Genomic DNA, 16,775 nt, shown 5'->3' on the forward strand with positions numbered 1-16,775 from the left:
ATGGATATTAAAAATATAGAAAATATTTATGAATGTTCTCCTTTACAAAAGGGAATGTTGTTTCATGCCATACATCAGCCTGATACTAGTCTGTACATAGAGCAGATAAAGTTTAAGCTATCTGAAAGTTTGGATGTTCACTGTTTTCAGGAGGCGTGGGAAAGAACCATAAATAGGCATTCTGCATTACGAACAACCTTTCATTGGAAAGAGTCGGAGAAGCTATTGCAGGTGGTTCATAAAAAAATGGGCATCGTTTGGAAAAATGAAGAATGGAACCAGCACGCTGAACATTCTGGCCTGACGATTGACCAATATGCGGAGAAACTGCAAAAAGAAGGATTTGATGTCTCGAAGGAATCTCCGATGAAATTTCATTTAATTCATCGGAATAATGGTTACCAGTTTATTTGGACTTTTCACCATCTTTTAATGGATGGTTGGTCAATGCCATTAGTTCTCAGAGACGTAATTCTTTGCTATCAATCTTTAAAAAGAAATGAATTGCCTGTACTTCTTGAAGCGCCTCAATTCCATGAGTACATATCTTGGATTGGTAGGCAGAATATGGAGCATTCAAAGGTGTTTTTTAAAGAGAAGCTAAAAGGTTTTGTGGAACCGAGTTACCTATGCGGAAGTCATTATCAGCATAGACAGGTTACACAGGATCGACATAAAGATATCATCATTTCAGGTGAAAAGAGAAAAGCATTGGAGGAACTAGCCCGTAAGCAGGATGTAACTCTTTTTTCAATCTTGCAGGGTTTATGGGCAATTTTAATAAACAGTTACACAGATCAAGAGGATGTGGTTCTTGGAAGTGTAATGTCTGGCAGACAGCCGGAAATAAGAGGAGCAGAAAGTATTGTGGGTCCGTTCATTAATACCTTACCAATTCGAGTTAGAATGAAATCCAGCAATACTCTGTTGTCGGTAATTAAAGATGTCCAAAAGGAACAATCGGAATTGTCTCAATTTCAGTATACTCCATTGTATGAAGTACAAAAGGTAAGCGAATTAGATTCAAATAAACCACTCTTTGACAGTATTATTGTTTTTGAGAATTACCCATTTGATTTTAATATGTTCAAAGAAGGAAATATTGGATTTTCTATTAGTGATTTTCAAGTTGAAGAAAAGTCGAATTTCCCTTTAAGTCTAGCCATTATTCCTTTTGAAGATGCTCTTGTTTTACGATTGCATTTTGATTCTTCAGTTATCACAGTAACAGAAATAGAAAAAATGCTGGACAGGATGGCGATATTTGTGGAGGCGGCTCTGCAGAACATCCACCAAACTTTGGATTCCCTAAACCTATTAAATGAAAGGGAGCAAAAGGATGTTGAAGCCTGGGGAAATGGTAAGGTGCCTTCTCTAGTCACTTCGGCGGGCACTTTACACGGCAAGTTTGAACAACAGGTTCAATTATGTGAAGAGAAGGTAGCGGTCCGAAACGAAACGGTAACCTATACATATAAAGAGCTTGATGAACAGGCAAACCAATTAGCCAGTCATTTGCAACTGTTAGGTCTGAAACGAAAACAGAGTGTTGCTGTTATGATGGAAAAATCTCCAAATTTCATCATAGCGATGCTAGGGATTCTAAAAGCAGGGGGAGTTTACGTTCCGCTCGACACACATATGCCAGAAGAACGTATACAATACATTCTTAATGATTCAGAGGTTCAGTTTATTATAGTGGATGAAAATATACCAGAAATCCCCTTTGGAGATGTGGACATAGTTAATATTGATGCTATTCCTGATGGGAAAATGCACTCTAGTCTTGTTATCTCTCCTGAACAGCCAGCATATATCATGTATACATCGGGATCTACCGGCTTGCCAAAAGGGGTAGCGGTTTCTCATAAAGCAGCTTTTCTACATTATGTGTCCTTTATGGAGAAATTCCATCTTAGCGAAACTGACCGAGTCTTACAGTTCGGGACTATAACATTTGATCCGTCTCTTGAACAAATATTCCCGACACTATTTAGTGGTGGAGAAGTGTTTGTAAGGGGAGGAGGCCTATGGGATTCGGAGGAATTTGTTGAAAATATCAATAACTATGGAATTACGATTGCTAATCTTCCCACTCCGTATTGGAATGAGATCGTCAATCATTACAGTGTTGTTGGACAGCCTATTATAATGAATAGCTTGAGAATACTTGCGGTAGGAGGAGATAAGCTTTCTACTGTTCATGCGAATAAATGGAATGACGTACATAAAGGGAAAACGAGTTTATATAACTTTTACGGACCTACCGAAATTGTGACGACTTGTACCCATTACCTAGTCCAAAATCAGCTGCATGATACAACGTCTGTTTCCATTGGATACCCTTTTTCAAATAGAAGGCTTTATATTTTAGATTCAATGGATAGACCTGTGCCCCCTGGAGGAAAAGGTGAATTGCATATCGGCGGACCCATACTTGCAAGAGGATATATTAATAAACCGGGTCCAACGGCAGAAAAATTTGTTCCAGATCCATTCAGCAGTGAACCTGGAGCAAGAATGTACAGAACAGGAGATATTGTCCGTTATTCCCCTGACGGTGACATTCAATTCCTTGGTAGAAATGATGATCAATTTAAAATACGCGGGTTCCGTGTGGAGACTGGGGAAATCGAAAAGGCATTATTGTCACTTCCTGAAGTAAATCAGGCATTGGTTATGGTAGATTCTACTTCTGAAACTAAAGTTTTAATTGCTTATATTACAGTTATAGGTGAAACATCATCAAAAGAAATAAAAGTTGCACTTGAGAGCAAGTTACCTAATTATATGATTCCAAAATTTATTCACGTTATGGAAGAACTGCCTCTGATGACGAATGGAAAAGTTGATAGAAAGGCATTACCTAGATTTGAAAGTTTTGAAAATGCAGATTTTTATCACCCTCCTATTAATGACACGCAAAAGAAGCTAGTCACAATATGGGAACAGGTACTGCAAGTAGAAAAGTTGGGGATACAGGATAATTACTTTGAATTGGGTGGGGATTCAATCCTGGCTTTACAGATTATAGCAAAATCCCAAGAGGTTTCCATTGATATAACTACAAGAGATTTATTTGAACATCAAACAATTAAAAAGATTGATGACTTCCTCTCACACAAAACATCTCAGTCAACAGTAGACTTACTAGAAGAAAATGATGAAGAATCCTTGATATGGGATATAGTCCCATTCACACCTATACAACAATGGTTTTTTGAGAAAGAGTTTAATAACCCACATCATTGGAACCAATCCATCCTGTTAAAGGTAAAAGAAGACTTGGATATTAGTTCGTTGGATAAATCTATAGAAGCAATAACTAAGTATCACGAAGTCTTTAATATTTCTTTCGTTCATGAGGAAGGAAAGTGGGGACAAACGGAAGAACTGGAAAACCGGTACGTATTAGATGTGATGGAATTTGATAACCAATCGAGTCACGATCAGGAGCGTAAGAGGCAAGTTATTCTACAGGCACAAAAATCATTGGACATTGAATGTGGCCCTTTACTAAAGGTTGTATACTTCAGAAACAAAAAAAATGGGGAGAACCAGCTGTTTTTAACCATTCATCATCTAATTGTAGACGGTGTGTCCTGGCGAATCCTGTTAGAAGATTTACAAATAGCATATAACCGAATTCAAGAAAGAAAGCCGTTGAAATTTCTACCGCAAACTACTTTGTATAAAGAATGGTCCTTTGCTCTACAACATTATGCAAAAGGGGAAGAAATACTTAAAAACCTTCCTTACTGGAAGAGAATCAGTAAAGTAGAAATGAGAATACCAGTTGACGGGGAAAAAAATGAAGCTGTTAACACTGAAAGTTCTCTGAAAAAGAAGACTGCTAGATTCTCAAAAAAAGAGACTGAATTTTTGCTTACTAAGGTGAACCGAACTCTCAATGCTAAAATTCAGGAAGTCCTCATCTCCTCATTAATGATTGCTATGAAGAGATGGACCCATGGCCAAAACATCAAAATTGATATAGAGGGTCATGGTAGGGAGGCTATTAGAAGGGGAATCAATTTAAGCAGAACAGTGGGGTGGTTTACAACCTTATTTCCTTTCTCAGTTAAGCTTCAAGAACGCTCTTCGCTGTTAGAGGATGTAAATGAAATCATTAGGGCCATGCAATCCATTCCTGATAACGGAATAGAGTTTGGAGTTCTTAAGTATTTAAGAGGCGTTGCATTTGAAGAGCATCCTTCGGAGGTTAGTTTTAATTATCTAGGTCAAATAAACACAACTTTTGAAAATTCCATTTTTGAGATAGCAGATGAGAGCGTTGAGCCAATTAGAGATGCAGCTGCTCCACGGGCTTACCTTCTAGATGTAGAAGGAGCCGTTTACAACGGTGAGCTTTCTTTAGATTGGATGTACAGTTCTCACCTTCATAAAGATGAAACTATAGAACTGCTGGTATCAGAGTTTTGTAGCATTGTGAGGGAAATCATTAAGCTAGGGATGGATTTCGAAGGGAAACCATATTTACCTAAGAATTTTAATAAAGTTAATTTGAACGAAACCGAATGGAAATTGATTAACCAACATACTGCTACCATCGAAGACATGTATCCTCTTTCTCCAGTACAGGAAGGAATCTTGTTCCATACTCTAATGCATCCTGAAACAGGAATATATATGGAACAGATGGCCATTGGAATAAAAGGAGAGTTTTCCATTGAGGCTTTTTGTCAAGCTTGGCAGCATATGCTGGACAGAAATAGTATCTTGAGAGCTAATTTTTTATGGGAGGGTTTTACAAAGCCAATCCATATTATCCACCAATCCAGAAAAGTAAATGTAAATGTTTTGGACTGGACCGATAGAGGTTATGATTTTGATGATCTTAGACAAAATCTAGAAAGAATAAATGAATCTCAACGTTTAACCGGATTTGATTTGGAACATGATTCTCTCATACGGTTGACACTTGTGAAAATAGAAAAAAACACGTATCACTTTATTTGGACTTACCATCATCTGCTTCTAGATGGATGGTCTATGCCGATGGTATTGATGCAATTGTCCGAAGCCTATGCAAAGATAACAAAAGGAGAAAAGCTCGACGTTACAATTACAAGGTCGTTTGGAGAGTACATTGATTGGCAAACAAATCAGGATTTTTCCAAGGATCGTGATTTTTGGATAGAGTCTCTAGAAGGCTATCAGGATAGAGCTATGTTAACAATGGATAGCGGACGTATAAGTGATCGAGAGCAGTCACATCTCGAAATTAAAAGAAAATTACCAAAGGTATTGACTGAAAAATTAAAAGTAGTAGCTGCCGAGAAAAAAACGACGTTAAATACGATGGTGCAAACAGCGTGGGCTATTTTTCTAAACTTTGTAAGTGAAAAAGAGAAGGTGATATTTGGTTCTGTCTTTTCAGGAAGATCTGCACCTGTTGAGGGAATTGAGGAAATGATCGGTATGTTCATCAATACCTTGCCGATGAGTCTAAAGGTTTCAAGTGATAAGAAATTAAGGGAACTTCTTTTAGAGATGCATTCTTTCCAGCTAAGGGTAAGTGCAATTGAAAGCACCCCACTTACAGAAATTAAAGAGTGGATTGGATATAAATCAAAAGAATCTCTGTTTGACACTTGTTTGATCTTTGCCAACTTCCCTAACTTGATTTCTCCCGAGGGTAATCAAGCGTTTTTTGAGAAGGCAACCATTTTCGATGTAGACGTAACCGAACAGACCAACTTTCCTTTAACGCTGTCTATAGCTCCAGGTGAGCGGCTCTCTCTTGATATCAATTACAGCTGTGTAGCGTTTAGCAGTGAAACCATTGAGTGTTATCTACATCTCCTTGAAAACATCTTAACAGAAATGACAGTCTCTCATGAACAGTCTGTGAAGGAGATTCATCAAAAGCTGCAACGTGTCTTGATTAAACACAACCAAGAAATGTTTAATAGGCAAAAAGAGATTAATAGAAATCAGCTTAACGGAAGGATTCGAAAGTCGGTGAATGTTCCAAATTAGGTAAGGAGGATATGTAAAATGGTTAAATCACTAAAAATGGATCGAATAAGAAGAAAGTCTGTTCAAGTGAACCAAGAGTTAACTAAAACAAGGTTACTAGAGGAAGGCAAAAACCTTCCCCTAGTAATTGAACCCAATATGGATGGGGTTAATATCTGTGAGTGGGCCAAAGGGAACCGAGAGGAATTAAATGCTTTACTTTCTAAACATGGCGGTATCTTATTCCGAGGTTTTAAAGTGGAAGATACAAAAGACTTTCACTCATTTATACGCCAGGTATCTGGCGAGTTATTGGAATATAAAGATCATGCTACTCCAAGGAGTGCGGTGCAAAATCAGATTTATACCTCGACCGACTTTGCAGCAGATCAATGGATTGAATTGCATAATGAAATGGCCTACGGTCAAGAATGGCCTATGAAAATATTTTTTTACTGTGATATACCTGCTTTTTCTGGCGGTGAGACACCGATTGCAGATAGTCGCCGCATCTATGAAAGAATGGATCCAACAATCAGGGAGAAGTTTACTGAGAAAGGGGTCATGTATGTAAGAAATTTAGGGCTTTCTCTAGGGATGAAATGGCAAGATGTTTTTCAAACAAATGATAAAGGTCTGGTAGAAGAAATTTGTCAAAAGAATGGGATGAACTATATATGGAAGTCAGATGAGCATCTAAGAATTGAGCAAGTCCGTCCTGCTGTTTCATTACATCCTATTACAGGAGAAAACATTTGGTTTAACCAGATTACAGCTTTTCATATTACGACTTTGGCAAGAGAAATCAGAGAGGAAATACTTCATCAATATGATGAGCAAGACGTTCCTAAAAATTCTTATTATGGGGATGGGACCTCCATTGAACCAGAGGTATTGGATCAAATTAGAAAAGTATATGAGGAAGAAATGGTTACATTCCCTTGGGAAAAGGGAGATATCCTCATGCTTGATAACATGATGACGGCTCATGCGAGAACCCCATACGAAGGAGAACGAAAAATACTAGTCGGCATGACAGAGTCAAATAGCTGGAAAATATAATTTTGGGGGAGTTGTTTGTGAAAACGGTAGAAGGATTTTCTTTATCTAGCCATCAGAAAAGAATTTGGGAATTACAAGATGTCTATAATATCCCGTTTTATAATCATTTAACTTTGAAAATACAAGGGAAACTGTCAATCCCAGATTTAACGGACTGTTTTATTAATACTATCAATCAATATGAAATTTTACGCTCTAGACTTCAAAAAGTGGAAGGAATGGAATACCCGATTCAGGTTATTCTCGAAAAAGCTTACTTTAGTTTTTCATACAACTCAAACCTTCAGGATGAGGAAGAGCTACAAGTTGAAGCTTTGGATATTGTACGTCAAAAGCTCCAAGCCGAAAATGGTGGAACAGTTCATATTAATATAAGTAAAATCAGTGAATACGAACATGAACTAAATATATATGGCCTTAGTCTCAATACGGATTTTATCTCTCTTCAGTTAATTGTTAATCATGCTTTTAAATTATATACCACTAATCAATCGGTAGCAGAAGAGGAAATTATTCAATATGTGGACTTTAGTCAGTGGCAGAATGAGCTTTTGGAAAATGATCGTATTTCCTATAAAACTCAGATAGTGAGAAAAGCCCTTCCTTTTGAAAGGCTAAAGGAATCTTCAACAGAAAGTAATAGACAATCTATTCGAAATTTATTACCTGAAGAGCTGTCGATGAAGATAAGAGAGCTAGCGCAATTATATAATCTTGATGTCCCTACATTCTTTTTTGCAAGTTGGAAGGCCTTCCTATCAAAAGTGGCTTGTCACAATCTTCCGGTAGGTCTAGTAGTAGATGGAAGAAACTATGAAGAATTAAAATTAAGTATAGGTCAATTTGAGAAAGTCATTCCAATTGAAGTTTATGATGCTCAACAAACTTTTATACAATACAATAAGCAAGTCCAAGAGCATCTAACAAAATCTATGGAGAAAGTGGAGTATGTTGACATCTCAACTCTTTTTTCAGGGAGTGAGGATTATATTCCATACCAATTTCGATATCTGGATAACCAAGTAATAGCTCAGCAGGGAGATATTACTCTGACAATGAAGGACTTCAGATCGGAAAATGAAAAGTATAAGCTCTTACTATCGGTACTGTGCACAAATGGAAATTTCGAACTATTCCTTCAATTTGATGGCTCCATGTATCTAATGGACGATGTAGAAAGGTTATTTAGTCAGTTTCTATTTTTCTTGAATCAATGTATAAAAAAACCACATAAAGAATTAATGCATCTTTCTTTTCTTACTAAACAAGAGGAAGAAAGATTAATAGTCAAATTGAACACTGACCGTTACAGCCAACTAGAGTCTCTGCAAAAAAATAATATCCTTGATTATATTGAGGAACAAGCTGAATTAAACGGAGACCTTTTAGCTATCGTTTCGGAAGACAAGTCTATTACTTATCGGGAATTACAGTCAAAGACTAACCAGCTCACTCGCTATTTAAAGCGTTTTTTGGAACCAGAAGACCGTGTTGTCTTGTGTATGCCAAGATCAGCAGAAGCTATCATTTCTATGCTTGCTGTTCTAAAATCAGGAGCTAGTTTTGTTCCGGTTGATAGTAAGTGGCCTATAAATAGGATTCGTTACGCTATTGAAGATAGTGCAGCTAAGATGGTTCTTACTAATAAGCAAAGTATATTGGATGAACTAAAGCAGATTCCAGTCCAGCAAGTTAATCTGAGTAAAGAATGGAAAGTAATCGAGAAGGAAAATGAAAGTTGCCTGCCTTCCGTTTCTCTTTTACCTCAACAATTAGCTTATGTTCTTTATACTTCGGGTTCGACCGGTTTGCCAAAGGGTGTCTGCATCCAACACAACAGCTTACTGAACTACCTCCTATGGTTTGATCAGCAATTTTTAGATAAAGAAATAGAATTGCCTTTCATGGCAGAATTAGGGTTTGATGCGTTCTTAAAACAGGTATTTTACCCTTTGATGAAAGGAAAACGAGTTACTTTATTTTCAGAGGATGAGGTATTGCAGCCACTGACTTTTCTAAATAGATTTTTAAAACATCAATTAAATGCTATAAATTGTGTTCCTTCACTTTGGGCAGCATTTATCGAAGAAATCCGAAAAGATGACCGAGTAATAGAAAGTGTGAAAGCACAATTAAGGCTATTGTTAATTGGTGGAGAGAAGATTAGTAACGAGCTTCTTCAAATGACGTGGAATATTTTCCCGGATTTAGAGGTAGTAAATCTGTATGGACCAACGGAAACGACTTCTAATGCAACATATGCGTATATCAAAAATGAATTGTTTATCCCTATCGGTATTCCTGTCCGTGAGACTCAAACCTATGTATTTGATGAAGAAATGCATACAGTAGCTATTGGTCAAATTGGAGAGCTGTATATCGGTGGAATTGGTGTAGCGCGCGGATACTTTGGTAATTCAGGGATGACAGCGGAGAGGTTTATTCCTAATCCATTTGAATCTGGAGAACGACTTTATAAAACAGGTGACCTTGTACGTCTTATGGCGAACGGCGAACTTGAGTTTATAGGACGCAAAGATGAACAGATAAAAATGAATGGAAAGAGGGTTGACCTCAACGAAATTGAGACAGTTATTCGGAAGCATCCGTCTATAAAAGATACTGTAATTATACCTATGGATGATCAAGGACTTTCCTTATTAGCCTTTTGTGTAGGGGAGATAGTAGAAGAAGACATTAGGGAGTTTACGAAAAAATGGCTTCCGCAATATATGATTCCTACAAAATTCATTCGGTTGAATGAGATTCCCCTAAATAGTAATAGAAAAATTAATCGAGCATCTTTAATTCAGTTTTATGAAAAGTTAGAGGTAGAAAAGTATGTGGCTCCTCGTAATGAATTTGAAGAAGTCATTGTAGGAATCTGGAAAGAAGTATTAAAGAAGAAACAGGTATCAGTAGCGGATAGCTTTTTTGAACTTGGGGGGCACTCTTTAAATGCCACTCAAATAATCTCAAGAATCCGAAAAATTTATGAACTGGAGATACCGGTAAGTTTACTTTTCGAAGCAGAGACAACTGAAAAGCTATGTCAAGGAATAAATAGGTTGTATCCGCAAGAGAGTGATTATATAGATCTAGTTTCTAAGGCTTATTTGGAGGCAGAAAAATTAGCGATGGAAGAAGTAAGTTTTTGAAAGGGGGTTGAAATGTGAGTTTGGATAAAAAGTTAGAGATATTAGAGAGATTAAAAAAAGAAATGGGATTAAAGGCGACTAATAGTATTCCTAAACGAACAAATCAGCAAGAGTACCCACTCTCTTATGCACAAGAAAGAATGTGGTTTGCAAGTGAACTTAACCCAACGAGTGCAGCCTATAATATTCCATTGGCTATTAGAATAGTGGGAAATGTTGATTTAGAAAAACTAAGCCATGCTTTCAACTCTGTCCTTGAAAAGCACGAGGTACTAAGAGCTCAATTTATGAATGAAAGTGGGGTACCAATTCAGCGTATCTTCCCTTTTCAGTCGGTAAATATGAATGTCGTGTCTATGGTGGATAAGTCAGTAGCAGATCGAGAAATAATTGTGAAAGAACTAGTAAATAAAACAGCATCTACTCCTATCAATCTACAATCAGAGCAGTTATTTAATATAACTGTGTTCAAATTGTCTGAGGAAGAACATATTCTGTTGATCGTAATGCATCACATTATTTTTGACGGTTGGTCAACTGGATTGTTGATGAAGGAACTATCTGAAGTGTATCGCACTGGAAAAACTACGGAGGATGATCTCGTTATTCAATATGCAGATTATTCTGCGTGGCAAAAAGAGAAGATGGAAAACGGAGGTTATCAGAGACAGGTGGAGTATTGGAAGAATAAAATTGGTTCTAACCCACCAGATCTCAATCTTCCCTTAGATTATTCAAGGCCTAAAAACCAGATGTTTGAGGGAGATATCTACCGATTTGAATTACCTGGTATTTTGGTAGACGCTGTTAAACAAATGAGTAGGGAGAAAAGAGTATCACCATTTGTCATCCTTTTGTCAGCTTATTACATATTTCTATATAAATACACAGGTCAAAAGGAACTTATTTTAGGTGTACCTGTTTCAAATCGTCAGCATGTTGAAATTGAACCCTTAATAGGATGTATAGCTAATACGATTCCACTCAAAGTGATTATCGGGTCTCAAAAAACAGTAGCTGAATTAATTCAGCAAGTGAATAAAGCAACGCTTGAAGCTCAGGATAATCAAGAACTGCCTTTTGACAAGCTAGTGGACGAATTAAAAATTAATCGTACGTTATCACTCAGTCCAGTTTTTCAATCGATGTTTGTCTATCAGCAGAATCAACAGTCCATTTTAGAACTTGATGACTGTGTATTTATCCCATACGATGTGGAAACTAAAACGAGTAAATTTGATTTATCAGTTTCTATTATGGAAACAGACGAACGAATTGAGGGGTTTTTTGAATACAGCGAGCTATTTGAGCAGACAACGATAGAAAGAATGGTACGTAATTATATTTACATTCTAGAAGAATTAATTTATAAACCGAATGAGTTAGTATCGAAAATAAAAGGAATGATACCAGAAGAGGAGCAGAAAATTATCAGTTCTTCGGAGCCTATGAGCTTTGAAAAAGCAGAATCCATCCATCAACGTTTTGAACAGCAGGTACGTCAATTTCCTGACGCTGTCGCCCTGGTAAGTGAAGGAACGCAGATTACTTACAGTGAATTGGATAAAAGGGCTAATCAGTTAGCTCGATACTTGAGGGGAAATGGAGTGGAAACAGAAACTAAAGTAGCTGTTAAGATGGATCGTTCCAGTCATTTTATCATTAGTATTTTAGCGGTTCTAAAAGCGGGAGGCACATATGTCCCATTGGATCCTGAACAACCGCGTAGCAGAATAGCTTATATAATAGAAGATTCTAGTTGTGAAGTGTTGTTGACCCAAGAAAAATATATAGATGCCCTTTATCCAGGATTAAAATGTACCATTATACAATATGAAGAAAATCAATGGGCGCAGGAGAAAGATGAGGCACTAAATGTTCCAGTTTATCCCGACCAGGTAGCTTACATTATTTATACTTCTGGTTCAACGGGAAAACCAAAAGGCGTCTTGAATACCCATCATAACGTTAGACGTTTATTTGAGAGTTCCGAAAAGCATTTTCAATTTACAGAAAAGGATGCTTGGACATTATTTCACTCCACGGCATTTGATTTTACTGTATGGGAGATATGGGGTGCCCTTTTATACGGCGGTAAGTTGTTTATTATTCCTGCTGAAATGAGACGTAAACCGGAGTTGTTTTGCCGCTTTTTACATGATGAAGGAATTACAGTGTTAAACCAGACACCGTCTGCTTTTAAAGAATTGTTGAATTCCATGGATCAACACAAGTATTCACTTAAGCTGAGATACATTATTTTTGGTGGAGAGGCCTTGCATTTTCAAGATCTTTCGAGGTGGTTTGAGAAGTATGGAGACCAAACCAAGCTTATTAACATGTATGGTATTACCGAAACAACTGTTCATGTTACTTGGCGGGAGGTAAAAAAGGAAGAAATAAAAACAGCTGCCCGAAGTTTGATTGGGAAACCGCTTCAGGATTTGAACATTTATATATTAGATGAGGACTTAAACCCAGTACCTATCGGAGTTCCAGGAGAGATTTATGTAGGTGGAGAGGGACTTGCACGTGGCTATAACGAGCGATACGCCCTTACAGCAGAGCGATTTATTCCGAATCCTTTCTCGGTAAATGGAAATAGGCTGTATAAAACAGGAGATGTCGGAAAATACATTTCTGATGGGGATATCGAGTATGTCGGAAGAATGGACGATCAAGTGAAGATTAAAGGACATCGGATTGAACTGGGGGAAGTAAAAAGTTTTATTGCACAGTACCCAACAGTCAAAGACTGTACGGTTCTAGTCAGAACAAACGAGAAAAAGGAAAATGAATTGGCTGTATTTGTTGTATTCAGTGAAGAAGACGAGTTGAAAAAGCTAAGAAAAAGCCTTCTTTCTAATTTGCCGAAGTACATGTATCCATCACATTTTATAGCGGTTGAAGCTATTCCCGTGACGTCGAACGGTAAAGTAGATAAATCTTTATTGCTGAAGCTTTGTGAAAATACTAGAGTAGGAGAAAAGCGAGAGCCTGAGACGCAAATTGAAAAAGATTTAACAGCAATATGGAAGACAGTACTAAACAATCAGGAAATTTATCTTAATGATAATTTTTTCTCGCTTGGAGGGGACAGTATCCGCAGCTTAAAAATAATTTCTGAAGCTGAGGAAAAAGGATATTTCTTTACTCTTGAGGAGTTATTTCAACATCAAACGATAGAAGATCTTGTACAGCTTCTTGAGCAAAAAGTTTTGCCGACTGAACGTGAGGGCACGTTAAGTCCGTTTGCTTTAGTGCCAGAGGAAGACCGCATTTGGATTAAAGAAGGAGTAGAAGATGCTTATCCTTTAACAAAGGCACAGGAGGGTATGTTCTACCATATGGAACAGTATCCGGAGGAGCCACTCTATCACAATATTGATAGTGTGCTGCTAAAAGGGAAGTTCGATTATGGATTGTTTAGAAACGCTGTTGAGAAAGTGGTAGCTCGTAATGTGATGCTACGTACCTCGTTTGATTTAAAGAATTTTAGAGTGCCAATGCAATTAGTTCATCAGACAGCAAACCTGTTTGTTGGCTATTCGGATATAAGGCATTTAGAGCATAATAAGCAAGAAGAGATTATTGATCAGTACATTCAACAAGAGAAAAAGAATACATTTGATTTAAAAAGTCCAAGTTTACTGAGATTTTTTGTGCATCAGAGGAGCGATGAAACGTTCCAATTTAGTTTAACAGAATGTCACCTCATTTTTGATGGATGGAGTTTGACCTCTACCCTTGCAGAGATTTTTGATGTGTATTTCCAATTACTTGAAGGGAAGTATAAAAAATCTGAAAAGGTATTATCAGTTGACTTTAGGGATTTTGTAAAACTAGAACAAGAGGCCATTCAAAGTGAGGAACATATAGCTTTTTGGAAAAGCTTTTTATTAGATTGCCAAGCTTTACAGCTTCCAATCTATGAATCTAAAAAAGCGTTGGATCAAGCATTTAGGGTCCGTAGAAGAATTGTAGAACTCTCGAATGAAACATCGAGGCAGCTAAAACAAATATCGGCCTCTTACCAAGTTCCGGTTAAAAGTATCTTGCTTGCTGCTCATATAAAAGCTCTTCAGGCGATAACTGGTCAATCGGATGTGGTTACGGGTATGGTTTCAAATGGAAGAATGGAGACAAAAGATGGTGAGAAAGTCAAAGGTTTGTTTATTAATACATTGCCTTTCAGGCAGAGTGTGAGTCCTGGAGAATGGATAGAATTTATTAATAAAACATTTGAAATAGAACAGGATATTCTTCCGTATCGGAGACTACCTTTACCGGAAATTCAACGACACGTAAATCAGTCGACATTATTTGAAACAGCCTTTAATTATGTGTATTTCCATTCCATGGAACCTTTGCTTACATCTAATAAAATAGAATTTTTAGGTTTCAATCGGAATTCTGCAAATGATACACACTTTAAGTTAATGGCGACGTTCTCAAATCATCCGCCGGATTACGAAATTAGATTGACGCTGTCTTATGATGAGGGAACATTTACAGAAGAACAAATGGATATCATCGTGGATATTTATCATAATATTTTGAAATCAGTAACTGATAATCCATTGGCTAGTCATGATGATCAGTCTTATTTACCGGAACAGGTTTACACGCAATTGGTTCATAAATGGAATAATCATCGTGAATCCTTCTTAGATGAGTCCTTGTTGCTACATGAACTAATTGAAAAAGAAGCAGAGAAATCTCCAAATTCAATCGCTCTCATTGAGGGATCAAACAAAATAACGTATGAATCCTTGAATAAGGAAGCAGAAAAAGTAGCAAGTTTCCTTAGGAGAGAAAGAATAAATGGTGATTTTGTCGGTATCTATATGGACCGTTCAGCTGAAATGATAATTGGATTACTTGGAATTCTTAAAGCAGGGTGTGCTTATGTACCTCTAGATACTTCTTACCCTTCAGAAAGAATTCAATTTATGATCAGAGACTCAAAAGTGGAATGCATTTTAACCTCTAAAGAGCAATATTATGACCTTGATGACCTTTGTGAAAATCGTTATGTAGTAAAGGAGATTTTAGATACTGGCTCAGTAGAAATTGATAGAATTCGAGAAAAATCTGCAGACCAGCTTGCTTATATGATCTATACATCAGGGTCCACCGGCAGGCCGAAAGGCGTGATGGTTCCACATAAAGGAGTAGTAAATCGTATTCTTTGGATGAAAAATTACTATGGAAAAATTAAGAATGAGCACGGTTTGCATAAAACACCGCTAAGTTTTGATTATTCCGTGTTTGAAATTTTTAGTGCTTTGTGTACAGGTGCTTCACTGGTGATTGCGAAGCCGGAAGGACATAAAGATAGCTACTATCTTGCCGACCTTATCAAGCAACATGATATCACGACTCTTTATTTTGTACCAACTATGCTTCAGGAGTTCTTAAATGTATCCGGTGTGGATTCGTGCACATCGATTCAGAGAGTGATGTGCAGTGGTGAACCTCTTACATCTCAAATTAAGGAGAAGTTTTTCGCTCTTTTTAGTGGAGAGCTTTATAACCAGTATGGTCCAACGGAAGCATCAGTTGAGGTCACTTCTTATAGGTGTGAAAGCCGGGAATCCAATGTTCGAATTGGAAGGCCTATGGCGAACACAGAAATTTATATTTTAAATGAGGACCTCCAGCCTGCTGGAATTGAGGTAGTGGGAGAACTCTATATTGGGGGAACAGGACTAGCAACAGCATACCATGGAAATGCGAGTTTAACCGCCAAGCACTTCATCCCAAATCCTTTTTCTAAAGTAGAAGGGGCCCGTTTATATAAAACAGGAGACTTGGCAAAATTTAACTCAGAAGGTGAAATTCAATACATTGGTAGAAAAGACAGTCAAATTAAAATGAGAGGCATCCGGGTTGAATTAAGAGAAATTGAGTCTGCTATTCGGGAGAATCCTCAGCTTAAAGATGGGATTGTTATCTATAAAAAAGATGAAAAAACGCCTCAAGGTTTGCTTGTAGGCTATGTGATTCCAGAACACGGGACTCTATTAACAGAGAAAGAGGTAAAGAATCTTTTGAGGGAGCGCCTGCCGAGGTTCATGATACCGGAGTTCATTGTGCTAATGCAAGAATTCCCTGTTAGTCCAAATGGTAAGCTTGATAAAAAAGCTTTACCTGAACCGAGATTCACTCGAGAGAGAATGCAAAGTGCATACGTACCGCCAGTGACAACTTTGGAGAAAAAGGTCGCGAGGATTTATCAGGATGTCCTTAACTTGGATCGAGTAGGAATAGATGATGACTTTTTTGACTTGGGCGGGGATTCGCTTTCCGCTGTACATCTAATGAACAGAATTGAAAAAGTACTTGGACAGAAGGTTTCATTGGATGTCATTTACGACAAACCAACCATTAAACTTATTCTGGACTATATTAGTGAAGAACCAGGCATGGAGGCTGTGCTTTTCAAGAAGAATCGAGAGTGATATCAAGCTTTTTTCCATAGAAAATCGAGAGTTTTCTCACTGGTTACAGGTAACGAAGGGACAAGTTAATATTAAAACTTTTCCAAAAAATAAGAGAGCTAGCTCTTTT

General features: G+C 37.4%; 4 protein-coding genes. All 4 read left to right on the top strand.

Annotation, left to right across the window (positions count from 1 at the left end):
* The 4 genes from QCI75_RS26835 to QCI75_RS26850 are packed head-to-tail and all read left to right on the top strand — an operon-like array spanning position 1 to position 16,666.
* Positions 1 to 6,003, top strand: coding sequence for an amino acid adenylation domain-containing protein (locus tag QCI75_RS26835; RefSeq protein ID WP_353761597.1), 6,003 nt, complete (start codon positions 1 to 3; stop codon positions 6,001 to 6,003).
* Between the two features lie 18 nt (positions 6,004 to 6,021).
* Complete coding sequence (locus tag QCI75_RS26840; RefSeq protein WP_353761598.1) at positions 6,022 to 7,044, top strand: TauD/TfdA family dioxygenase; 1,023 nt, start codon at positions 6,022 to 6,024, stop codon at positions 7,042 to 7,044.
* 17 nt (positions 7,045 to 7,061) lie between these two features.
* Entirely contained in the window at positions 7,062 to 10,202 is a 3,141-nt protein-coding gene (locus tag QCI75_RS26845) for an amino acid adenylation domain-containing protein (protein WP_353761599.1), read from the top strand.
* A gap of 14 nt (positions 10,203 to 10,216) precedes the next feature.
* Positions 10,217 to 16,666: an amino acid adenylation domain-containing protein gene (locus tag QCI75_RS26850; protein WP_353761601.1), complete on the top strand. Its 6,450-nt coding sequence runs from the start codon at positions 10,217 to 10,219 to the stop codon at positions 16,664 to 16,666.
* The last annotated feature ends 109 nt before the right edge of the window (positions 16,667 to 16,775 follow it).

The organism is Bacillus cereus group sp. RP43 (assembly GCF_040459645.1).
Classification (GTDB): Bacteria; Bacillota; Bacilli; order Bacillales; family Bacillaceae_G; genus Bacillus_A; species Bacillus_A mycoides_C.